Source organism: Xenorhabdus koppenhoeferi (assembly GCF_900116635.1).
Taxonomy (GTDB): domain Bacteria; phylum Pseudomonadota; class Gammaproteobacteria; order Enterobacterales; family Enterobacteriaceae; genus Xenorhabdus; species Xenorhabdus koppenhoeferi.
Map to the genome: position 1 here is coordinate 80,572 of NZ_FPBJ01000005.1, position 24,234 is coordinate 104,805.

Here is a 24,234-nt window from a genome sequence, read left to right on the forward strand (position 1 = left end):
TACAGTATGCTTCCCTCAATTTTTGTGCGTTTCAAAACAGGTTTAGTCTATACAGCACTGCTGTCGACTATGATTATTGCAGGGTGTACCATGCCCACACAGCAAGGGCAACCAACTTCTCAGCCTCAGGACAATATCAGCGCAGAGATTAACCGCTATCAAGCCATTATTGATACAGCTCATAATCAACCATCACTGGATGTTATCCGTGCTTACATTGCGCTGGAACATTATTTATCAAAGACACACGATGTCACAGAAAACCAAGCAACATATGAAGCTGAGCATCAGAAAAACATTGATGAAACCTGGGAGGCTTTGACACATCTTTCCTCGCAGCAACTCAGCGAGTTGGTGATCAATGCCAACGAATATACGTTGCAAGGCTGGCTCGACTTGCTCAATGCTTATCAGAACAATAAGCAAAATATCGATAAACTCCGCCCTGCCATCAGCGATTGGAAAATTCGCTATTCCGGCAACCCTGCTGCACGTAGTTTACCTACTTCACTGCAACAAATGTTGGAAAAATCAAATGATGGTCGTGTCACAATCGGATTATTCCTGCCCCTAAGTGGTCAGGCAAAAATGTTCGGTGACGCTATTCGCCAAGGTTTCCTTGATGCGCAAAAAGGGTTGCCAAAACCGGTATCGCCTGTAAACGTGACTGACTCAACTATTGCTGCGGCTATTGCTTCTACGACGGATAATGGATTATCTGATAACACCGATCTATCGGCAGTAAAAGTCTATGACACTAACAGCCAGCCACTTACTACCCTGCTGGCACAAGCTGAACAAGATGGTATTACACTGGTCGTTGGGCCTTTACTGAAACCCAACGTGGAAAAGCTTGCACAGATTGAAACGTCGCTTAGTATTCTGGCTCTCAATGAATTGGATGTTCCACAGGCACAACCTAATATCTGTTATTTTTCGCTGTCCCCAGAAGATGAGGCAAAAAACGCCGCCATGCATATCTGGCAGCAGCAGAAACGCAATCCACTGCTCTTAATACCGCGAACTGAATTTGGTACACGAATTGCAAAAGCCTTTGCAAACGAGTGGCAAAAATTAGGGGGACAAACCGTATTGCAGCAAACTTTCGGGACACCGGATGAAATGAGACAATCCATGAACCGTGGTGTTGGCATTCGCATGTCCGGTACGCCAGTTACGGCCAGCACCCCCGCACCGGATACCGCTAATCAGGCCAATATAAATGTGCCCGTTGTTTCCACAAGTTCAGCCAATGGCTCGGTGGATGCCGTTTATATAGTCGCGACAGCGGATGAGCTGACAACGATCAAACCAATGATCGATATGGCAATCAGCTCTCGCAAAAAACCCGCTCTGTATACCACCTCACGTAGTAATAAATCAGGCTTGGGCCCTGATTTCCGTTTAGAAATGGATGGAATACAGTTTAGTGACATTCCACTGTTGACAGGCATGAACGTGCCATTAATGCAGCAGGCTGCCAAAAAATTTTCCAATGACTACTCCCTGATGCGCCTTTATGCAATGGGAATCGACGCATGGTCACTGGCTAATCAGTTTACACAAATGCAGCAAGAAACGGGATTCCGTCTGAATGGCGCATCAGGGGAGCTTTTAGTTTCGGATAATTGCATCATCATGCGCCAACTCCCTTGGATGCAGTTCAGTAATGGTCGTATCATGCTCGAAAATCGTGCTGACAATGCTGAACATACCGGGATTACTAATAACTCGAATGAATCAGACGATGTGAATAATGCTGATCAAAGTAATGCGTTACAATAAACATCACAAAACAGCGGGTAGCTACGCGCTAGGGCAGCATTACGAACATCAGGCCAAGCAATTTCTGCAACAACAGGGGCTTACCTTTGTTGCAGAAAATGTGAAAATTCGTGGTGGAGAAATCGATCTCATCATGCGTGATAAGCATACGTGGGTATTTGTCGAAGTCCGCTTTCGCCAGAACGCTCAATATGGTGATGCTATTGCTACAATTACCCAAAGCAAGCGCAGAAAGCTATTGCATACTGCGGCAGTTTGGCTGAACCGACGTAATGAATGCCTGGAAACTACACCTTGCCGCTTTGATGTTTGTGCGATAACAGGCCAGAAATTTGAATGGCTGAAAAATGCCTTTACCCTGAATGAGAGCCTATTTTAGTAGGTTCTTAATTTACTCTCTAAACAGATTCCATATACATAGGTCATAACGTGCTGGATAGAATTAAAGTCTGCTTTACGGAAAGTATTCAAACTCAGATCGCAGCAGCAGAAGCCTTACCCGACGCAATATCGCGCGCGGCAATGCTGATGGTTCAATCACTGCTGAACGGCAACAAAATTCTTTGTTGTGGTAACGGTGGCTCAGCCGCAACCGCACAGCGTTTTGTCGCCAGCATGATAAACCGCTTTGAAACAGAGAGGCCAAGTCTGCCGGCGTTGTCTCTGAATACTGATAATGTGGTGATCACGGCTATTGCCAACAGTAAACAACCTGACGAAATCTACGCCAAGCAAGTCAGGGCGTTGGGGTATGCTGGAGATGTTCTGCTCGCCATTTCTACCCATGGTAACAGCCGGGATATCATCAAAGCCGTGGAGGCGGCTGTCACACGCGATATGACGATTGTCGCACTGACAGGCTACGATGGAGGTGAAGTGGCAGGGTTGCTTGGCCCGCAGGATGTTGAAATCCGTATCCCCTCACATCACAGCATCAGGGTTCAAGAAGTTCATATGTTGACAATCAATTGCCTGTGCGACTTAATCGACAATACATTATTTCCTCACCAGGATGAATAAGGAACTCAGTAATGCGGTTATTTTCTCTATTATCGCTATGTTTTAGTGCAATGTTATTACAAGGATGTATTGGAGCCGCTGTCGTGGGTTCAGCTGCGATTGCTACAAAAGCCGGCTCAGATCCACGGACAGTAGGGCAACAAGTTGATGATACTACTCTGGAAGCCAGAATCAGCAATGCCATCAGCAAAGATCCACAAATTAAGGCACAAGCCCGCGTGGTAGCAACAGTATACCAAGGCAAGGTTCTTTTAACCGGACAAAGCCCCAATATGGCGCTGGCTGATAAAGCAAAGCAAATTGCGTCAAAAGTCGGAGGGGCTGAGGTGGTCTATAATGAGATCCGCCAAGGCAATCCTGTTTCACTGGGAATAGCGTCCTCAGACACTTGGCTGACAGCTAAAGTACGCTCCCAGATTCTGGCCAGTGATGCGGTTAAATCTTCCAGCATCAAAGTGGTGACAGAAAATGGTGAAATCTTTTTGTTTGGCATCGTGACCAGAGAAGAAGGGGCTGCTGCTGCAAAAATTGCCAGCGAAACGAGTGGGATCAGGCGCGTGACAACGGCGTTTACTTACCTGAATTAATCTCAACTAAATACCCAAACTAAAACTTCTCCATTCTCCAGGTAAAGCGGCACAATGGCACAATATAGTGATAGTGCCATAGTGATAGTGCCGCTTTTTATTCTCAATAAATTACTGCCTTGTGTCAGTTTCTATTTCAATGCCTCTGATATTTTTTATTATGAGCTATAGCAGTTTCGATAGCATCGAAGTCAGATCCCCAATGTTTTGGAAACTTTTGATCTTCGGCGGTAATACCATATAAGGTGAGATTTGATTCTGAGCTATCCATGTGGAGCGAGAAACATAAGATAAATTAATTGACAGTAAGGCGCTCACTTGCCGCTCTGCCATCATCATAGAAAATGGCACCGGCAGAAACGAAAACGCGATTACAGCAACAAACCATAGAACTGTGATCGACAGAACAATTCTTTTCAGCCAACGCCATAATATTAAAAAAGGATTTATCATCCAGTTACTAAATCATTTCCAATATTTTCTTAACCAGTTTATCAATCCCTTTTTCTGCCTGGGATAAGGATTCAGCCAGCATATAGGCTGGTGTTGTTACAATTTTATTTGCAAAATCAACAACAATATCATCAACTGGACATTCTACGTGTATACCTCCCATTTCTTCTATTTGAGCCGCAGTTTCAGGATCATTGCCGATGGTAACTTTTATCGGTTTACCTAATATTTTAGGCACCATCACAGGAGAAATACACATAAAGCCCATTGGTTTGCCTTGTTGATGCATTGCCCGCACAATACTTAATAATTCTTTATTTATTTCGCAATCTGAGCCTTTAAATGCGAAATTACATAAATTCTTGGCTACTCCAAAGCCGCCTGGAATAATCAATGCATCCAATGCATTAATATCAACTTTAGATAAAGATTGTATATTTCCACGTGTTATACGGGAAGATTCCTCCATTATGTGTCTGCTTTCTTGTTTCACTTCTCCATTAACATGATTAATTACATGATGTTGTGTATCATCAGGTGAAAAAAAGGATACTTCAGCGCCAAGACGACTTAAAGAGAGCATAGTCAGGACTGATTCGTGAATTTCACTTCCATCGTACATTCCACAACCACTCAATATAATGGCAACAGATTTCATATTTCTCTCCATTTGTAGTAGATTAATGCTTAACCCCTTAGAGGGTTAAACACCAATCTTCATCACAGATTTTAATGAATCTTGTAACAAAAAATCTTATCTTTGCTATGTTGGTACCTGTGTTCTGTGTGGAAGAATTTTTTAACTACTCGCACCGAAAACAAATCTCAGATAAGCGGGTAAATAAGTTTCCCTGGTGTTGGCGCAGTATTCGCGCACCCCAACTTCGGTTGGGGTTATTTTTTTGTAGCATCCGACAACCAATTTCTCAATATTTCTATATCATGCTTCCATTCTGACTTTAACTCATCCACCCATTCCTGAACGTTATCCCACCATGCCGGTAGATCCGGAGATTGAATTTGCTGAGCTAGCTGCTGCAAGTGGCGTAATCCGACAGAGCCTGCCGCTCCCTTGATTTTGTGGGCTTCTTCCGTAATTCCTTTCTGATCTCTGGCAGTCATATTTGAGTCCAGCAAGGCAAGGTAACTGTGCATCATGGTTTCAAAAATTACCAGGTTATCAACAATCATTTTAGGCCCAACCAATTCGATATATTGGTTAAGCATCTCCGTATCGAGCAGTTCTTCATCCCGTGTCACGATATTAGCCTCTTGTGGTGTGTTTTCAGGTTCGAATGCCTTACCCCAATATTTTTCCATCACAGCTGTTAACTCTTTAACGGAGAGCGGCTTATTGAGGACCTCGTCCATGCCGGCATCAAGATATTCTTTTTTATCTTTCAATACATTAGCTGTCAGGGCAATCAATGGGGGTAAAGATTGGCTGGAGTAACGCTGGTGTAATTTGCGGGCAATATCAAGCCCGGTCATATCCGGCAATTGGATATCCAACAACACCAAGTCATATTCTTCAGGATCGAACATTGCCAGTGCATCATGACCATTCATGGCAACATCCACACTGTTCCCCAGCTTTTCCAGTACGGAACGGGCAACAATGACGTTAAGTTCAATATCTTCCACTAACAGGATATTCAGCGCCGGTAATGGCAGGGTATCTTGCGCTTCTTTTCCTTTAAGGTGTTCATCAATGACAGGGGCAACAACAGACAAAGTAAAGCAGGAGCCGTGTCCCAGCGAACTTGTTACCGTAATGTTACCACCCATAGCCTGAGCAAGGCGCTTCGAGACGGCAAGGCCAATGCCTGTTCCTGTCGCAGGGCGCCCACCAGCACTGTCTGTCACTTGGTAGTACATGGCAAAGATTTTTTCCAGCTCATTGGCAGGAATGCCAATACCAGAATCTGTAACTTCAAAAAACAGCCACTCCCCCTCTTCACGCCAGATACGAATCCGGATTTCCCCTTCTGGTGTAAATTTCACGGCATTACTGATCATGTTCCACAGGATTTGCCGCAAACGGGTTCCGTCAGCCACTACTTTGGCAGGCAACGGTTGTTCCGGCTCCATCACGAATTTAATACCTTTCGGTTGCGCCAGCAGCCCTGCAATGTTCTCCAGGTCAGCCATAAAACCGGTGAAATCAATTGGCTGGTTATCAAGCTGGACTTTGCGGCGCTCAATTTTATCTAACTCAATAATATCATTGAATATATTACCCAGTGTAATTGCGCTGACATGAATAGTTTTCAGATAGTTGCACTGTTCTGCTGTTACATCGGTGTCCATCAGAATCCGGCTCAGACCAATGATGCCATTTAAAGGTGTACGAAGCTCATGGCTAATCGTAGAGATAAAAGTCGTCTTATCCCTGCTGGCATTCTCCAACGCGTCCTGATAGCGCTTACGCTCCGTGATATCGCGCCCAAACCCCATTAGCCCATGTCGTTTCCCGACACGATCATAAAAAGGGACTTTCCGAAGTTCAAAACAAGCCTTGCGCCCGTCAGGATAAACCAGCCATTGCTCGTAAGTCAGGGATACATTGTGACGAAATACTTTTTCATCGGTTTCCATTACCTTCTTGGCAATTTCTTTATCATAAACATCCTTCGGAGTCAGACCGATAAGCTGCTTCTCACTTTTGCCTGTCAGCAGTTCCACCGCCCTATTACAGCCGGAAAATTCGTCGTCTTCATTGCGGTAATAAACCAGATCAGGAGAAGCATCCAGAAATGAACGGAGCAAAATAGATTGCTGCTCAAGTTCAATCTGAGTTTTTTCACGATACTCCATTTCTAATTTGAGTTTATTTAACAACACCAGATGCGCTTTTTCCGCTTTCTCTCTTTCGGAAATTTCTTGATTCAATTGGCCAATATTTTCTTTGAGTTGCAGATTCAATTCCGCATCACGCTGGCGCATCTCCTCAAGTTTTGCGACCAGACTGGATAAACGCTGACGGGATTCTTCCAGTTGTTCTACCACAATAGAAAGAAAATAAACCGCCCAAGGAGTGATTAACAAACCAAAAAAGATTGAGCGGATTAAATCAATGCCCTGTACCTCCCCGTGCAATACGAATGTCACCGCCATTTGCATAGCCATTGCAAGAATAACCAGAGCAGATGCGAGCAATATTGAAAAACGCACTAATCCTAGCTTCATCATCAAATCTACATAATATTGGGCAAGTTCCCGAATCAGCTTCATAACCACTCCAAGTCAAAACAATTTCCAGTAAAGTCATCAGATTGAATCATAACGCAAAAAAGACTCAACTTCGTTGAGGGATATCATCTGACACCCACAGCCATAAAAACTCACAAAAATAGAATATTTAATCATAAAATTTCTCACTTTATTTTTTAGAGTAAAAAACAATCGATAATTTATTCTTATCTTACATAAGATACATTTGATAATTTCGATATATTTACAAAATTTAGATTAAAAATCTAAAAAAAACTTAATTTAACAGCATATATGAAACAAATAATCCCATTGATTTAGTGATATAACTCACATCATGTAATACTCATGATCTAGTTCACAAAATACAAAATTACATAATTTTTTATTTAAATTTAACGTGATAGATAAACATCAATAATAATAAACCTGATTTTCCACGATTTGACCTGTCCTATTTTTCTCTATAAGTTGGGAGTTCACTGAAAATCATATATTGGATAATCGTCCGATTCATATTTATGCAGTGATATGACATGAAACATAACATCATTTTGATTTACCGCTTGTTGCTGCAAATAAAAGTTGCAAATAAAACAAGTGGTGTTTGCTGAGGGCGCAAATCAGACGCCTATAGAAATAATATATCTATACCATCTCGCGAGTGATGTGAGAACCGGACAGAACTTGGGAGCTTTACAATGTTGTATGACAAATTGCAGGAAAAAGATAACTGTGGCTTTGGATTAATCGCACATATTGAAGGTGAGCCAAGCCACAAGGTGGTGCGCACAGCCATACATGCGCTGGCTCGGATGCAGCATCGGGGCGCGATTCTGTCAGATGGCAAAACCGGTGATGGCTGTGGTTTATTAATGCAAAAGCCAGATCGTTTTTTTCAGATGATTGCCAGCGAGCAGTCGTGGCGACTCGCCAAAAACTACGCCGTCGGTACGCTGTTTCTGAGTCAGGATGCCAAAATTGCCCAATCATGCCGTGACATCGTAGAACAAGAATTACAAAACGAAACCCTATCTATTGTTGGCTGGCGGGAAGTTCCCATCAACCGAGATATTTTGGGTGAGATTGCCCTGTCAAGCCTTCCTCGCATTGAGCAAATTTTTATCAATGCGCCTGCCGGATGGCGGACACAAGATATGGAACGCCGGTTGTTCGTTGCCCGGCGCCGTATAGAAAAACACATTACCGACAACGATTTTTATGTTTGCAGCCTGTCCAATCTGGTCACGATTTACAAAGGGCTGTGCATGGCGACCGATCTACCCCGTTTCTATCCAGATTTGGCCGATTTACGGATGGAGTCTTCTATCTGCCTGTTCCACCAGCGTTTTTCAACCAATACGGTTCCTCGCTGGCCACTGGCACAACCTTTCCGTTATCTGGCCCACAATGGAGAGATCAACACCATTACAGGAAACCGCGAATGGGCCAAAGCCAGAGCCTATAAATTCCGTACGCCACTCATTCCTGATTTATATACCGCCGCGCCTTTCGTTAATGAAACCGGTTCCGATTCCAGTTCGTTAGACAATATGCTGGAGTTGTTTCTCAATGGTGGCATGGACTTAATTCGCGCAATGCGCCTGCTGGTTCCACCTGCATGGCAGAATAATCCCGATATGGATGATGACCTGCGCGCGTTCTTCGATTTCAATTCTATGCACATGGAACCCTGGGACGGGCCTGCCGGCATCGTGATTTCTGATGGGCGCTATGCAGCCTGTAATCTGGACAGAAACGGCTTACGCCCTGCCCGTTATGTGATTACTACAGATAAACTGATTACCTGTGCGTCTGAAGTGGGCATTTGGGATTACAAGCCCGATGAAGTCGTGGAAAAGGGGCGTGTAGGGCCGGGCGAATTGATGGTCATTGATACCTATGCAGGCCGTATTCTTCATTCCGCTGAAACTGACAATGATTTGAAAATCCGTCATCCTTATAAAGAGTGGTTAGAGAAAAACGTCAGGCGTTTGACCCCATTTGAAGAACTACCGGAAGATCAGGTCGGGCAAAGAGATTTAGATGATCGGCTGTTGGCAACTTATCACAAGCAATTTGCCTACAGTAATGAAGAGCTGGATCAAGTTATTCGTATTCTTGGCGAAAATGCACAAGAAGCGACAGGCTCTATGGGAGATGATACACCGTTCGCCGTTCTTTCCGGCCGCCCACGCATCATCTATGATTACTTCCGCCAACAGTTTGCCTAGGTGACCAACCCTCCCATCGATCCACTGCGTGAAGCTCATGTCATGTCGCTGTCTACCCGCATTGGGCGGGAGATGAATGTCTTTTGTGAAGCAGAAGGGCAAGCGCATCGATTGAGCTTTGAATCACCTGTTCTGCTCTACCCTGACTTCGTGCAGCTCACGACACAGAAAGAGCCATATTACCGTGCTGACACACTGGATTTGACCTTCAATCCGCAGGAAACCAGTCTTAAAAATGCGGTTTTCACCTTGTGCAAGGAAGCAGAGAAACTCGTCCGTAACGGCTCAGTATTGCTGGTATTATCTGATCGCAATATTTCATCAGAAAGATTGCCAATCCCTGCGCCAATGGCCGTCGGTGCTATTCAGCATTGTCTGGTTGAAAAAAACCTGCGCTGTGATGCCAACTTGATTGTGGAGACCGCCAGTGCGCGTGATCCGCACCATTTTGCCGTATTGCTGGGTTTTGGTGCTACGGCTGTCTACCCTTATCTGGCCTATGAGTCTCTGGGAAAGATGGTAGATGATGGCACAATCAATACCCCCTATACCCGCGTTATGCTGAATTATCGCAACGGCATTAATAAAGGGTTGTATAAGATTATGTCCAAAATGGGCATCTCTACGATCTCCTCTTATCGCTGTTCTAAATTATTCGAGGTCGTAGGCTTACATTCTGATGTAACGAATATTTGCTTCAATGGTGTCGTCAGCCGCATTGAAGGGGCAGATTTCAGCGATTTTGAACAAGATCTGCTTAATCTTTCTAAGCGGGCATGGCTGCAACGTCACACCATCGATCAGGGCGGTTTGCTGAAGTATGTTCACAATGGAGAATATCACGCTTATAACCCCGATGTTGTCAGCACATTGCAAGCGGCAGTCCACAGTGGCAAGTACAGTGATTATCAGAAATACTCTGAATTGGTGAACAGGCGTCCCGTAACAACATTACGGGATCTGTTGGCGATTTTACCTCAGAATGAACCCCTCTCCATTGAGGATGTTGAACCGGCAGAAGCCCTGTTCAAACGTTTTGATACCGCTGCCATGTCGATTGGTGCGTTAAGCCCGGAAGCGCATGAAGCGCTGGCGGAAGCGATGAATGCCTTGGGCGGGTTTTCCAATTCCGGTGAAGGTGGGGAAGATCCGGCTCGTTACGGCACAAAAAAAGTTTCCCGCATTAAGCAAGTTGCATCTGGCCGGTTTGGCGTTACACCGGCCTATCTGACCAGCGCTGATGTCATTCAGATAAAAGTCGCACAGGGCGCGAAACCGGGTGAAGGTGGTCAGTTACCGGGAGATAAAGTCACACCTTATATTGCCAGATTGCGTTACTCCGTACCCGGTGTCACACTGATTTCGCCACCACCGCATCACGATATTTACTCAATCGAAGATCTGGCCCAGCTGATTTTCGACCTTAAACAAGTCAATCCAAAGGCGCTGATTTCAGTCAAACTGGTTTCAGAACCGGGTGTGGGAACCATCGCCACAGGCGTAGCCAAAGCGTATGCCGACCTGATCACGATTGCAGGTTATGACGGTGGAACCGGAGCAAGTCCTCTATCCTCTGTAAAATATGCCGGGTGCCCGTGGGAATTGGGGCTTGTGGAAACTCAGCAGGCACTGGTTGCCAATGGATTACGCCATAAAATTCGCCTTCAGGTTGACGGGGGTTTAAAAACGGGCGTGGATATTATCAAAGCCGCTATTTTAGGCGCGGAAAGTTTTGGTTTCGGTACGGGCCCGATGGTTGCCCTTGGCTGTAAATACCTGCGGATCTGCCACTTAAATAACTGCGCGACCGGTGTAGCAACGCAAGATGAAAAACTACGTCGATCCCACTATCACGGTCTGCCGGAAAGAGTGATTAATTACTTCCGCTTTATTGCGCAGGAGACACGCGAGTTAATGGCGCAATTGGGTGTGAAAACACTCACTGATTTGATTGGTCGAACAGATTTGCTGACGATACTGGAGGGTATCTCCGCCAAACAAAATAAACTCTGTCTTGAGCCATTGCTGGAAACGGCTGAACCTCATGCTGGCAAAGCGCTGCACTGTACTGAAGGTAATCCACCTTTTGATCAAGGTGAACTGAATAAGTCCATCGTCGCCCACGCTATGCCTTATGTGGAAAATTCACAGAGCAAAACTTTCTATTTTGATATTCAAAATACCGACCGCTCTGTTGGCGCTTCTCTCTCTGGTGAAATTGCAACTCGATATGGCGATCAAGGGCTGGCCGCTGATCCGATCAAACTCTATTTCACCGGAACCGCCGGGCAAAGTTTTGGTGTCTGGAATGCGGGTGGTGTCGAACTAACTTTAACTGGCGATGCCAACGATTATGTCGGCAAAGGTATGGCAGGAGGTTGTATTGCCATCCGCCCTCCTGTTGGTTCAGCATTCAAAAGTAATGAGACCACTATCATCGGTAATACCTGCCTTTATGGTGCAACAGGTGGAAAATTGTTTGCTGCCGGACGTGCCGGTGAACGTTTCGCAGTCCGTAACTCAGGTGCCATCACCGTTATCGAAGGGATTGGCGATAACGGCTGTGAATATATGACCGGTGGGATTGTCTGTGTTCTCGGCGGCACTGGCGTAAATTTCGGTGCGGGCATGACAGGTGGTTTCGCTTATGTACTTGATGAATTCGATGGTTTTCGCAAACGCGTCAATCCAGAGCTGGTGGAGGTGCTCTCAATGGATACCCTTGCTATTCACAAAGAACATCTGCGTGGGTTAATTACTGAACACGTACACCTGACGGGTTCTCCACATGGCGAAAGCATACTGGAAAACTGGTCACAATGGGTCGATAAATTTGCGCTGGTTAAACCTAAATCCAGTGATGTCAGCGCGTTGTTGGGACACCGTAGCCGTTCCTCTGCGGAATTGCGGGTTCAGGCGCAATAAGGAGTCAATAATGAGCCAGAATGTTTATCAATTTATCGACTTACAGCGTGTCGATCCGCCTAAGAAATCGTTGAAAATCCGTAAAATAGAATTTGTGGAAATTTATGAACCTTTTTCAGAGAGTCAGGCACAAGCACAGGCAGATCGCTGCCTTGCCTGTGGTAATCCTTATTGTGAATGGAAATGTCCTGTACACAACTATATTCCAAACTGGCTGAAACTGGTCTATGAAGGACGCATAATCGAAGCGGCTGAGTTGTCACATCAGACAAATAGCCTGCCAGAAGTCTGCGGGCGGGTTTGCCCCCAAGATCGCTTGTGTGAAGGTGCCTGTACACTCAATGATGATTTTGGTGCTGTCACCATTGGCAACATTGAGCGCTATATCAACGACAAAGCGATCGCAATGGGCTGGAAGCCCGATATGTCACATGTAACCCCAACAGGCAAACGCGTGGCTGTTATTGGTGCCGGCCCTGCGGGATTATCGTGTGCTGATGTCCTGACGCGCAACGGTGTGCAAGTCGTTATTTACGATCGTCATCCTGAAATTGGTGGCTTACTCACATTCGGCATTCCCGCTTTTAAATTAGAAAAAGAGGTGATGATCCGTCGACGTGAAATGTTCTCAGAAATGGGTATCGAATTCCGTTTAAATACGGAGATAGGTAAAGACATCACGCTGGCTGAACTCACCGCAGAATTTGATGCTGTATTTCTTGGTATTGGTACCTATCAATCCATCCACGGCGGACTGGAAAATGAAGATGCGGATGGTGTTTATGATGCCCTGCCTTTTTTAATCGCCAATACTCGTCAGTTAATGAGCTACCCTTCCCTGCCGGAACAGCCCTATGTTGATATGAAAGGCAAGCGCGTCTTGGTTCTGGGGGGCGGTGATACCGCGATGGACTGCGTTCGTACCTCAATTCGTCAGGGCGCAACCCATGTTATCTGTGCCTATCGGAGAGATGAAGAAAATATGCCCGGCTCCCGCCGTGAAGTTAAAAATGCCATAGAAGAAGGGGTTGAATTTCGTTTCAATCTCCAACCCGTAAACATTGAAATTAACGATGCAGGGCGTGTTTGCGGTGTCAAAGTGGTAAAAACACAACTGGGTGCCGTGGATGAAAAGGGCCGTCGCCAAGCGGAACTCATTCAGGATTCAGAATTCTTGATAGAAACTGATGCGGTAATCATGGCCTTTGGCTTTAAGCCTCATACTATGAACTGGTTAGATGAGCATCAAGTTAATCTTGATCAAAGAGGGCGTATTATTGCCTCTGAATCAAATGTTCTGCCTTTTCAGACCAGTAACCCCAAAATATTCGCTGGCGGTGACATCGTGCGTGGCTCTGATCTAGTCGTCACTGCAATTGCTGAAGGCAGGAAAGCCGCCTCAGGCATTCTCGACTATCTTGAAATATAAAACGTCCTATTTCCTTTTCTTCCCGCTGATTATTTCTCCGGTCTTTTGACCGGAAAAATCTTCACAAAACAGACTTTCACTTCTCTTTTTGTTGCCATCCTAAAACCATCCCTTGTTAGAGTTAGTGATTATTTTTCATTTGATTGATGAATTCTATAAATATATCAATAAATTAATCGTTAATAACGATTAATTTATTGATCTTTTTTGATTCGGCTGGTACATTTTTTATGTATGTAGAAAAGAGCACACAAAATTGTGCTCTAACACTATAACCTCTATGGAGATGGTGATAGTTTCCCTTTTATTACCATGATTATTGTATTTTTTTGTTTTATGCGATTATTTTTATATCCTAAAACCAAATAGTTAAATTTAATCTCGTATTCAATACAACAATAGCAACAATAATGAAATACCGTAATCCAGCAATAAGTTTCATTTTTTTCATAAAGAAAATTTTTTATTTTAACTGTTTTAATAGAAATAAATTAAAAGACCGTAAAAGTGATAATTACAGGAAGCAATTTATGAGCTTATTCACCCAGATACTCTTCTTATCTTGCATATTCTCGATTAGTGTCCCCTCAATTGCCGGACTCTCTACCTCTGCTGAAATTATGCAGCAAGTGCAGAAGAGAGGGGTGAACTCGGTTGTGGCAGAATTAGGTGAAAGCTATGAGTCGGAAAAGATTGTGGATAGTATTGCTGCTGGTGATAGCGAATGGCTACAGGTTGCCTTTATATTATTCCCGAATATCCATCCCAAATTTTCAAAACAAATTCTTGAGTCCTTATCATCTGCTTTGATTAATAATCCTGATGAGGTATTATCTCTAATAGAAAAATATCGTACTCCCGCATTTTCGGATATCTGTAATATCCCCCCATCAATAGTCAGTTCAGCACAACAAAAATCATTTATTAATAAGATGGTTAGTAGCTTAAATAAGATAAAAAATTCAAATTCTGGAAAAAATCGGGACAGTATAGAAATGTGTTTGTGGGAATTGGAGAGAAATTATGGTGATTACTTTTAACATCAAAGCTGATTTTTATCCAAAATTAATTTCTATAAAAATAAAGGAGATATTGTTCTCCTTTATTTTTATACCCGTCATCTTTCAAGTTGCAGAACAGCAGCAACTTGAAATCGGTTAGTTAGATATAGAGCATTGCGTAATTATTTTATCACACGCAAAGTCGGACGCCCTTTTGGTGGTTGAGGAGGATCGTCATCTGGTGAGTCCTCATCACGAGGAGTTTTTTTACTGTGGAGTAGTACCAGATTATCTGCTACTGGCAAATCCGAATCTTTTTCTTCAAATTCGCCATTCGCTTCATAAGCGAATTCTGGCTCAAACATCATTCCAGCGCCATTTTCACGGGCATAAACCGCAACAACAGCCTCCATTGGGACTGAAACTTGACGGGCAACACCGCCAAAACGGGCATTGAATCTAACTTCATCGTTAGTCAATTCCAGATTGCCAACCGCCCTCGGAGAGATATTCAGGATGATTTGCCCATTTTGTGCATACTCCATCGGAACGTTGACTCCATAAAAGCTAACGTCCACAATCAGATGCGGGCTCATGTCATTATCCAACAACCACTCATAATGTGCCCGCAATAGATAAGGGCGACGTGGAGACATTTGAGTCATCTCCATAAATTAACTCCGTGATTGTAAACGCATTTCACGTTCCGCTTCTGTTAATGAAGCCAAGAATGCGTCACGTTCAAATACACGCTGCATATAGACTTGAAGGTCTTTTGCACCTGGGCCAGACAGTTCTACTCCCAAGACAGGCAAACGCCATAGCAGTGGACACAGGTAACAATCCACCAGACTAAATTCTTCACTCATGAAGAATGACATTTCTCTGAAAATAGGCCCGATAGCCAACAATTCCTCAGCAAGCTGTTTTCTCGCAGCATTAGCTTCTTGGACATTTCCTTTCTGAATTTTGTACATCAGGGAATACCAATCTTTTTCAATTCTATGCATCATCAGGCGGCTGGAGCCACGAGCAACAGGATACACAGGCATGAGTGGTGGATGCGGAAAACGTTCATCCAGATATTCCATAATGATACGAGAATCATACAGAGTCAGCTCACGATCAACGAGAGTAGGAACAGATTGGTACGGATTTAAATCGATCAAATCCTGCGGTAAATTACCTGCTTCAACGTGTTCGATTTCAACGCTGACCCCCTTTTCCGCCAGTACAATTCGCACTTGATGGCTAAAAATGTCGGTCGGGCCGGAAAACAGAGTCATTACCGAACGTTTGTTGGCAGCGACAGCCATGAAAACCTCCAAGTTTATCTAAAAAAGGAACGAACAGCCTTTTAATTAACAGTGGCTATTCTCGCTCATATTCTCATCCTGTTTCGCACTTATTATCCGAGGCTATCCCTTTCAATCTTTCAAGTGACGGCGTTGTTCGCATTCGCTGTAACGAGAAATCTATCAAAGATGTGTTTTACCTCTGCCAAATCAGGCAAATTCATGGATAAGGCAAAAAATTGTTACTAGTCTACCAGATTCTGCACATTTTGTGGGGAAGTACATTGAGAATTAATGATGAAATATTTGAGAGCATAGATTTGCATCTTCAATATGCTATTTTTTTCCAAAAAAAAGAAATTCTCAAAACAAAAAATTGGGAGAAATAAAAAAACCCGCCATAAAAATGACGGGTTTTCAACTTTAATCCACTGCCACAATAGTGGCAACAAATTAACGTTTGGAGAACTGTGGACGACGACGTGCTTTGCGCAGACCCACTTTTTTACGTTCAACTTCACGAGCATCGCGGGTAACGAAGCCAGCTTTGCGAAGATCAGAACGTAGAGTCTCGTCATAAGCCATCAGTGCACGGGTGATACCGTGACGGATTGCGCCTGCCTGACCAGAAATACCACCACCTTTAACAGTGATGTACAGATCCAGTTTGCCCAGCATTTCAACCAGCTCAAGTGGTTGACGAACGACCATACGCGCAGTTTCACGACCGAAGTAAACTTCGAGGCTGCGTTGGTTGATTACGATGTTACCGCTACCTGGCTTAATAAAGACTCGAGCGGAAGAGCTTTTGCGGCGACCAGTGCCGTAGTATTGATTTTCAGCCATTGCCTATAATCCCGATTAAATGTCCAGAACTTGTGGTTGCTGTGCCGCGTGGTTGTGCTCGCTGCCCGCGTAAACTTTCAGTTTACGGTACATTGCACGACCCAGTGGCCCTTTTGGCAGCATGCCTTTAACCGCGATTTCAATGACACGCTCAGGACGGCGGGCAATCATCTCTTCAAAGGTCGCTTGCTTGATACCACCGATGTGGCCAGTGTGGTGATAATAAATCTTGTCAGCACGTTTGTTGCCGGTTACAGCAACTTTCTCTGCGTTAACAATAATGATGTAGTCACCAGTATCAACGTGCGGAGTATATTCCGCTTTGTGCTTGCCGCGCAGACGGCTAGCTATTTCAGTTGCAAGACGGCCTAAAGTTTTGCCATCTGCGTCAACAACATACCAGTCGCGTTTTACGGTTTCTGGTTTAGCTGTAAAAGTTTTCATTAAAGCTTACCCAATTATAAGTTACACGTTGGTGAACACTCAATGTTCAGAAACTGTTTTAGAGGTTCACACGACTCATGTCCAGCAAACCTACCCCTTCGAATAGCCTATGCCGGCACTAATGCAAGTTTTTCGGGAAATAAAAAATCTTGCTGATCTTGCTGTAACGTGGGGTCGCAAGATTATAGAGAAGTCATCGTAAAAAATCGACCCCAAATTCAATAATTATCCCATTGGGTGTATTGCTTTTGTTTCAGCGATAAATACACCAGGGTAGATTCAGGGCAAATGAGGTAATTTAAGATATTCCTCACTTTGCATTTCCTGTAATCGGGACAGACAACGGCGGAACTCAAACTCGAGCAGTTCTCCCTGATAAATTTGCTCCATAGATACCTCGGCACTAATGATGAGTTTCACCTGACGTTCATAGAATTCATCCACCAGAGCAATGAAACGCCGGGCCGCATTTTCATTCCGTGCTCTCATGATCGGCGTGTCATGCAGTAAAACGGTGTGATAAAGCTTCGATAACGCAATGTAATCCACCTGACTACGAGGATCTTCACACAGTGTTTTGAAATTAATTGCCAATACCCCATCAACGCTACTGATTGTGGGCATACTGCGATGATTAATCTCCAATACCGGATTAGGTTCACCTTCCTGTCCCGCCAGACGCAGAAATATGCGACGCATTTCCTGTCGATTTTCCTCCGACAATGGTGTCAGATAGAGATGTGCTCGTGTGAGTGTCCGCAATCGATAATCAATTCCTGCATCCACATTCATAACACCACAATACTCTTTGATTTGTTCAATGGCAGGCAGGAAACGTGCTCGCTGTAATCCATTTCGATATAGCTCATCAGGCGGAATATTGGATGTTGCCACCAATGCAATTCCCCGCGCAAAGAGGGCTTCCAGTAACGTACCGAGGATCATCGCATCCGTAATATCTGAAACAAAAAATTCATCAAAACAGAGAATATCTGTTTGTGCTTTGAAACCATCAGCCACTACCTCCAAAGGATTTTCATGCCCTTGTAAAGCGGTTAATTCTTCATGTACTCGTAACATGAAACGATGAAAATGGAGACGCAGCTTACGCTCAGTGGGCAAGCTTTTATAAAACATATCCATCAACCATGTTTTGCCACGCCCGACACCTCCCCACATATAAAGTCCCTGAACCGGACAACACTGTACGGGCGCTTTCCGGCCAAACAACCGATCCAATATTCCTTTCAACCAATTGGGCTGTGGAGAATGGCAAGGACGGAAGTTGATAAGGTCACGATGAATAATATCCAAACATGCAACGGTATCGCGCTGTACATCGTCAGGTTGATACTGACCATTAGACAGTGCAGATTGATATAGGAATGAAGGTGTAATCGGTGACATGAAAGTAACAATCCTTAAACGTTTTTTATTTTCAGCACGTATGACATCTTACGGAGAAGAGCTGCACCAATTTTGCAAATAATTCGCTGCGCGCCCGGACAAATTTATATAAAATTAACACATTAGGCAGTACATAAATTAATTAAATAATAATCAATATTCCACTCTAACTAAATTAGCGGTTATAGTGGTAGTAATGATATTGCAGAACAATGATGTTACTAAAGGAGTTGCCATGACTTGGGAATATGCACTGATCGGGTTAATCATTGGTTTTATCGGCGGCGCGCTGGTTGTCCGCTTTGGTAGCTCAAAGCTGCGTCAGCAAAATGCACTACAGGCAGAATTAGAAAAAAACCGGGCTGAATTAGAAGAATATCGCAAAGAGCTGGTCAGCCATTTCGCCCGCAGTGCTGAGTTACTGGACAATATGGCTCGCGATTATCGTCAGCTATATCAGCACATGGCTAAAAGTTCCAACGAGCTTATGACCAATATACCAGTACAAGACAATCCCTTTAATTATCGTCTCGGCGAACCCGAAGCCGAGAAAAATAAAATAGTGGCAGACAAGCCTCCACGGGATTACTCTGAGGGTGCATCAGGACTCCTCCGCCCCATTCAAGATAAAAAATAATAATCACACTTGCCGTGGCAACAGTAAATGCCACGGCCCATCAATACCTTTTTATCTGATAGAAAAAGTTTTGTTCTTTAATTTTAATTCACGTAAATACCTGTAAAGAAGCCCAGAGAAACTACATTATTAGTGAACTTTGCTGAATAATCAGTAGTCGTAAAAACATCGAAATAATTATGCTTAGAGCCTATCTCACCGAGCGTAATTGCCGGGGAAGGAAAATCTCCTGACAGGATAGGCTTCTTAAGTACGATTTCCCTTTCTGACTTAGGTATTAAGAGAACGTATTCAATGAAAAGAAAAAACACATTGCTTAGCGCACTCGCAATCAGTATTGGATTATCTTTAGCTTCAGTTCCAATGGTAGGCAATGCAGCTTTACCTGCTGCAATGGCCTCTCAGGAATTACCCAGCCTCGCATCCATGCTGGAGAAAGTGCTTCCTTCTGTTGTGACAGTGCATGTTTCAGGCACTGAAGTGCAAAATCGGCAGCTCCAGTTACCGGAAGATTTCCAATTCTTCTTTGGGCCAGGTTTTCCTTCACAAGAACAAAGAAGCCGTCCATTTAAAGGATTAGGATCTGGCGTTATTATTGACGCAGAGAAAGGTTATGTGCTGACCAATAATCATGTCATTGATAATGCAAATAAAATGCGCGTTCAATTAAACGATGGTCGTGAGTATTCAGCCAAACTCATCGGGCGAGACCCACAAACTGATATTGCACTTTTACAGTTGAAGGATGCAAAAAACTTAACGACTATCAAGTTTGCTGACTCCGATCAACTGCGCGTTGGGGATTATGCTGTTGCAATCGGCAACCCATTTGGGTTAGGGCAAACTGTGACATCGGGGATCATTTCCGCCCTTGGTCGCAGTGGGTTGAATCTGGAGGGTTTGGAAAACTTCATCCAGACCGATGCCTCCATTAACCACGGCAATTCCGGCGGAGCATTAATTAACCTGAAAGGCGAGTTAATCGGCATTAACACCGCCATCATAGCGCCGAATGGCGGTAACGTTGGTATCGGTTTTGCCATCCCTAGTAACATGGCCAAAAACCTTGCCGCACAGCTCATTTCAAACGGAGAAGTCAAACGCGGCATACTCGGCATTAGGGGCATAGAAATGACCGCAGACATTGCCCAAGCGCTCAAGATTGATACGCAGCAAGGTGCCTTTGTCAGCGAAGTTATACCTAAATCAGCAGCGGCAAAAGCGGGTATCAAATCAGGGGATGTACTGGTTTCCTTTGAAAGCAAAAAAATTAGCAGTTTTGCAGAATTGCGAGCGAAGATTGGCACAACAGCTCCGGGTAAAGAGGTTAAAATTGGTTTATTGCGTAAAGGGAGACCCCTGGAAGTCACAGTAACATTGGACAACAACGAAGATGGTTCAACCAAAGCAGAGAAACTGAGTAACGCCCTGCAAGGTGCTACCCTGAGCAATGCCACAGTAAAAGAGACTCAAGGCATCAAAGTGGACACTATTATTCAGAATTCACCTGCTGCGTTGTCCGGTTTACAGAAGAATGACTTAATTGTTGCTGCCAATAATACCCGTATCAGAAATATTAACGAATTGCGTAAGGTTATTGAAAACAAGCCGTCTGTTATCGCGCTGAACGTCTTGCGAGGTGACAATAACGTTTATCTATTATTGCGTAATTAATCCGTTTAATATTGAAAACGCAATCTAATACCCGTTAGGCACAATAGGTATCAAATTGCTGCTCGGCGGCAAGGGAGCAAATCTTCAGTCACATATACACAATGGATTTCAAGTTGCATCGCGACGGCAAGAGAGCAAATTCCCGGGAGCATAGATAACTATGTGACCGGGAAAATAAGCGAAACCAACAAAGCTGCGACCTGAAATGATGAAATGAACAAACACAGTATTGTGCTGTGTTTGTTCATTTTCATGCTACTCTTTTTTCACCTATTTACTTACTGAATAATGCCATGCTGATCAAGTTATTGCGCTCTATAATAATAGGGTTATTAATTGCAGTCATTTTGCTGGTTGTCATTCCTTCCCTGCGTCCCAATGGTTTGAAAAACCTCCTGAGCGGCAACAACTACAGTGATGAAGTTTATAGCTTTAGCCAAGGCGTTCGACGTGCAGCACCTGCTGTTGTTAATATTTACAGTAGCAGCATGGGTAGTTTCTCCCATGAAAGCCGCGAACTTCAACCTCTCGGTTCCGGCGTCATTATGAGTGAACAAGGCTATATTCTTACAAATAAGCATGTTATCAATAAGGCTGGTTCTATCATTGTCGCTCTGCAAGATGGTCGTTTTTATGAAGCCCTGTTAGTCGGCTCAGATGGCCCGACAGATCTGGCAGTTTTAAAGATTAGTGCAATAAATATTCCCGTAATCCCGATCAATCCGAAACGAGTGCCCCATGTCGGGGATATCGTCCTGGCAATCGGCAATCCATACAATTTGGGACAAACCATCACGCAAGGCATTATCAGTGCCACAGGGCGCGTTGGCCTGAGTCCAACACGTCGCCAGAATTTCCTGCAAACAGATGCATCAATTAATCAGGGCAACTCCGGCGGAGCGCTGGTCAATACGCTGGGAGAATTGGTCGGTATTAATACACTGACATTCGATAAGTCAGAATTTGGTTCAACTCCTGAAGGATTGGGATTTGCCATTCCGGAGAAACTGGCTACAACAATCATGCAGAAGTTGATTCGTGACGGGCGAGTCATTAGGGGATATATAGGCATCACCGCCAAAGAATTATCCTATATCCGTTCATCAGGCAGTAATATCAATCAAATCCAAGGCCTGCGTGTTTTTCAAGTAGCACCGGAAGGGCCTGCTGAAAAAGCGGGTCTCAAAGTTGGGGATATCATTATCAGTGTCAATCATCAGCCTGCGATTTCCCCTACTGAAACAATGGATCAAGTTGCAGAGATCCGCCCGGGCAGCGTTGTACCAGTCACCGTTTTGCGTGACGGCACATCTCTCACACTTAAGGTTATAATCGATGAGTTTGACGTTTATTAAAACTGATTTGCTCAAATTGGCATTCTAAACATCAACCCAGCCATAAGCTGTGGAAATAAAGGATTTGAGGTTTCATGCTCTTAATTTTCATTCTTATTTCCCCCCACCTACATCAGGCGAGGGAAAATATTAATCCTGTTTAGTCAGCCGACTTAATACGTTCAATATTTGCACCCAGGCCCCGCAGTTTATCTTCAATATGCTCATAGCCTCGGTCGATATGATAAATACGATCGACAATAGTGGTTCCCTCAGCAATACAACCTGCCAGAACCAAACTTGCCGAAGCGCGCAAATCGGTCGCCATCACCTGAGCACCAGATAGTTTTTCAACTCCGTGGCACAGTACTGTGTTGCTTTCAATTTCAGCACGAGCGCCCATACGGATTAACTCAGGGATATGCATGAAACGATTTTCAAAAATAGTTTCGGTAATCATACCCGCACCATCCGCAACCATGTTCAATAAACTGAATTGAGCCTGCATATCGGTTGGGAAGCCCGGATGCGGAGCTGTACGGAATGTCACGGCCTTAGGGCGCCGGCCGTGCATATCAAGGCTTATCCAATCCTCTCCGACCTTGATATCCGCCCCTGCTTCACGCAATTTGGCTAAAACAGCATCGAGTGTATCGGACTTAGCATTATGGCAAACCACTTTGCCACGAGAAATAGCAGCCGCCACCAAGAAGGTACCCGTTTCGATACGGTCAGGCAGTACGCGATAAACGCCGCCACCCAGACGCTCAACACCTTCAATCACAATACGATCAGTGCCTGCACCGCTAATTTTTGCTCCTAATGTATTGAGGAAGCTCGCCGTATCTTCAATTTCAGGCTCACGCGCCGCGTTTTCAATGATCGTTGTGCCTTCCGCCAATGTTGCCGCAGTCATGATAGTCACTGTTGCACCAACACTGACTTTATCCATGACAATATTGGCACCTTTCAGGCGACCATCTACGGTGGCTTTGACATAACCTTCATTCAGCACGATTTGCGCGCCAAGCTGCTCTAATCCGGAAATATGGAGATCAACCGGACGGGCACCTATGGCGCAACCACCCGGTAAAGAAACCTGCCCCTGGCCGAAGCGCGCCACCAGCGGTCCCAATGCCCAGATGGAAGCCCGCATTGTTTTAACCAGTTCATAAGGTGCGCAGTATTCATTGACTCCGCTGGCATCCACAAAAACAGAGCCATTGCGTTCCACTTTCGTTCCCAGGCGATTAAGCAGTTTGATAGTGGTATCAATATCTTTCAATGCAGGAACATTTTGTAACTCAACGGGTTCTTCTGCCAGCAGCGCTGCGAACATAATTGGTAGTGCGGCATTTTTTGCCCCGGAAATAGTAACCTCTCCCGACAGGCAGGCAGGCCCTTTCACACGAAATTTATCCATCTGTCATGATTCTCTTATTTAATTCAAAGTGTGCTGTTCGCGACGAGGCAAACAGCCTCAAAATCCTTGAAGCTTACGATCACGTTGCCACTGCACAGGCGTATAAGCCTTGATTGACAACGCATGAATACGGTTATCAGCAATGTATTCCATCAGAGGAGCATAAATAGTCTGCTGTTGTTTGACACGGCTCAGGCCATCAAAAATTGCACCAACAGCAATAACCTGAAAATGACTGCCATCACCGCTAACGATAACGTCATCAAGTACTAATCTTTCCATCAGCACTTTTTTAATTTCATTAGTATCCATAAATTGCTCACATTCGTTGTTAGAAAATAATAGTAGATGCCTATCCTAATAGAATCCAGGCGACTCTTAAACCAAGAAAAACGCCCCTGTAAGATGATGGCTTACAGGGGCGCGCTGTTCAGGGAGCGGCTGCCGATGGCCCCCCGGTTTTGGGTATACAGCTCACGCGTCCGAATAGGCAGTTGGATCATTCAGATAATTGCCAAACTTTAGTC

General features: G+C 44.4%; 18 protein-coding genes and 1 pseudogene. 10 read left to right on the forward strand and 9 right to left on the reverse strand.

Going from position 1 to position 24,234, the window contains the following annotated elements; all coding sequences use genetic code 11:
* The first annotated feature begins 6 nt into the window (after window positions 1–6).
* Genes BM329_RS02900 through dolP form a run of 4 tightly spaced genes read left to right on the forward strand, consistent with a single transcriptional unit; the run spans window position 7 to window position 3,392 of the window.
* Window positions 7–1,785 carry a penicillin-binding protein activator gene (locus BM329_RS02900; RefSeq protein ID WP_092548646.1) on the forward strand — a complete coding sequence of 593 codons (1,779 nt, stop codon included), beginning with the start codon at window positions 7–9 and terminating at the stop codon, window positions 1,783–1,785.
* On the forward strand, window positions 1,772–2,164 hold the full coding sequence (locus tag BM329_RS02905; protein WP_092548718.1) for a YraN family protein: 393 nt from the start codon (window positions 1,772–1,774) through the stop codon (window positions 2,162–2,164). The genes BM329_RS02900 and BM329_RS02905 overlap by 14 nt, the downstream gene beginning before the upstream one ends.
* A gap of 50 nt (window positions 2,165–2,214) precedes the next feature.
* Entirely contained in the window at window positions 2,215–2,805 is a 591-nt protein-coding gene (gene diaA / locus BM329_RS02910) for a DnaA initiator-associating protein DiaA (RefSeq protein WP_092548649.1), read from the forward strand.
* 11 nt (window positions 2,806–2,816) lie between these two features.
* Window positions 2,817–3,392, forward strand: coding sequence for a division/outer membrane stress-associated lipid-binding lipoprotein (gene dolP, locus BM329_RS02915; protein ID WP_092548651.1), 576 nt, complete (start codon window positions 2,817–2,819; stop codon window positions 3,390–3,392).
* A gap of 460 nt (window positions 3,393–3,852) precedes the next feature.
* Here the strand turns inward: dolP and elbB are convergent, their stop codons facing one another.
* Both elbB and arcB read right to left on the reverse strand, forming a co-directional pair.
* Window positions 3,853–4,503, reverse strand: coding sequence for an isoprenoid biosynthesis glyoxalase ElbB (gene elbB / locus BM329_RS02925; protein WP_092548654.1), 651 nt, complete (start codon window positions 4,501–4,503; stop codon window positions 3,853–3,855).
* Between the two features lie 236 nt (window positions 4,504–4,739).
* Entirely contained in the window at window positions 4,740–7,079 is a 2,340-nt protein-coding gene (gene arcB, locus BM329_RS02930; protein ID WP_092548657.1) for an aerobic respiration two-component sensor histidine kinase ArcB, read from the reverse strand.
* A 680-nt stretch (window positions 7,080–7,759) separates the two neighbouring features.
* On the opposite strand from arcB, the pseudogene gltB reads away from it, so the two are divergent.
* From gltB to BM329_RS02945, 3 genes and pseudogenes are all read left to right on the forward strand, one after another.
* A pseudogene (gene gltB, locus BM329_RS02935) lies at window positions 7,760–12,217 on the forward strand (glutamate synthase large subunit).
* Window positions 12,218–12,227: 10 nt separating this feature from the next.
* The gene (locus BM329_RS02940; RefSeq protein WP_092548660.1) at window positions 12,228–13,646 is read left to right on the forward strand and encodes an FAD-dependent oxidoreductase; all 1,419 of its coding nucleotides are present in this window, start codon (window positions 12,228–12,230) and stop codon (window positions 13,644–13,646) included.
* 530 nt (window positions 13,647–14,176) lie between these two features.
* Window positions 14,177–14,686 carry a hypothetical protein gene (locus tag BM329_RS02945; protein ID WP_092548663.1) on the forward strand — a complete coding sequence of 170 codons (510 nt, stop codon included), beginning with the start codon at window positions 14,177–14,179 and terminating at the stop codon, window positions 14,684–14,686.
* Window positions 14,687–14,829: 143 nt separating this feature from the next.
* Here the strand turns inward: BM329_RS02945 and sspB are convergent, their stop codons facing one another.
* The 5 genes from sspB to zapE all read right to left on the reverse strand — a co-directional run bounded on the left by sspB (window position 14,830) and on the right by zapE (window position 18,639).
* The gene (sspB, locus tag BM329_RS02950; protein ID WP_092548666.1) at window positions 14,830–15,318 is read right to left on the reverse strand and encodes a ClpXP protease specificity-enhancing factor; all 489 of its coding nucleotides are present in this window, start codon (window positions 15,316–15,318) and stop codon (window positions 14,830–14,832) included.
* A gap of 3 nt (window positions 15,319–15,321) precedes the next feature.
* Window positions 15,322–15,963 (reverse strand): stringent starvation protein SspA, encoded by a 642-nt coding sequence (gene sspA / locus BM329_RS02955; protein WP_092548670.1) that lies wholly within the window; start codon window positions 15,961–15,963, stop codon window positions 15,322–15,324.
* A gap of 432 nt (window positions 15,964–16,395) precedes the next feature.
* Window positions 16,396–16,788, reverse strand: coding sequence for a 30S ribosomal protein S9 (gene rpsI / locus BM329_RS02960; protein ID WP_010847761.1), 393 nt, complete (start codon window positions 16,786–16,788; stop codon window positions 16,396–16,398).
* A gap of 15 nt (window positions 16,789–16,803) precedes the next feature.
* Window positions 16,804–17,232 (reverse strand): 50S ribosomal protein L13, encoded by a 429-nt coding sequence (gene rplM, locus BM329_RS02965; RefSeq protein ID WP_012990147.1) that lies wholly within the window; start codon window positions 17,230–17,232, stop codon window positions 16,804–16,806.
* Window positions 17,233–17,511: 279 nt separating this feature from the next.
* Window positions 17,512–18,639: a cell division protein ZapE gene (zapE, locus tag BM329_RS02970; RefSeq protein ID WP_092548673.1), complete on the reverse strand. Its 1,128-nt coding sequence runs from the start codon at window positions 18,637–18,639 to the stop codon at window positions 17,512–17,514.
* A gap of 235 nt (window positions 18,640–18,874) precedes the next feature.
* Between zapE and zapG the strand changes: the two genes are divergently transcribed.
* The 3 genes from zapG (at window position 18,875) to degS (ending at window position 22,305) form a co-directional block, all read left to right on the forward strand.
* Window positions 18,875–19,276, forward strand: a complete 402-nt coding sequence (zapG, locus tag BM329_RS02975; RefSeq protein WP_092548721.1) for a Z-ring associated protein ZapG — start codon at window positions 18,875–18,877, stop codon at window positions 19,274–19,276.
* A gap of 294 nt (window positions 19,277–19,570) precedes the next feature.
* Entirely contained in the window at window positions 19,571–20,950 is a 1,380-nt protein-coding gene (locus tag BM329_RS02985; RefSeq protein ID WP_092548676.1) for a Do family serine endopeptidase, read from the forward strand.
* 293 nt (window positions 20,951–21,243) lie between these two features.
* A complete protein-coding gene (gene degS / locus BM329_RS02995; protein WP_092548679.1) occupies window positions 21,244–22,305 on the forward strand; it encodes an outer membrane-stress sensor serine endopeptidase DegS in 1,062 nt (353 codons plus the stop codon).
* A gap of 139 nt (window positions 22,306–22,444) precedes the next feature.
* Here degS and murA read toward each other — a convergent pair whose 3' ends face one another.
* Together murA and ibaG are read right to left on the reverse strand one after the other, a co-directional pair.
* On the reverse strand, window positions 22,445–23,707 hold the full coding sequence (gene murA, locus BM329_RS03000) for a UDP-N-acetylglucosamine 1-carboxyvinyltransferase (protein WP_092548682.1): 1,263 nt from the start codon (window positions 23,705–23,707) through the stop codon (window positions 22,445–22,447).
* A gap of 57 nt (window positions 23,708–23,764) precedes the next feature.
* Complete coding sequence (gene ibaG, locus BM329_RS03005; protein WP_092548685.1) at window positions 23,765–24,019, reverse strand: BolA family iron metabolism protein IbaG; 255 nt, start codon at window positions 24,017–24,019, stop codon at window positions 23,765–23,767.
* Window positions 24,020–24,234 lie beyond the last annotated feature (215 nt).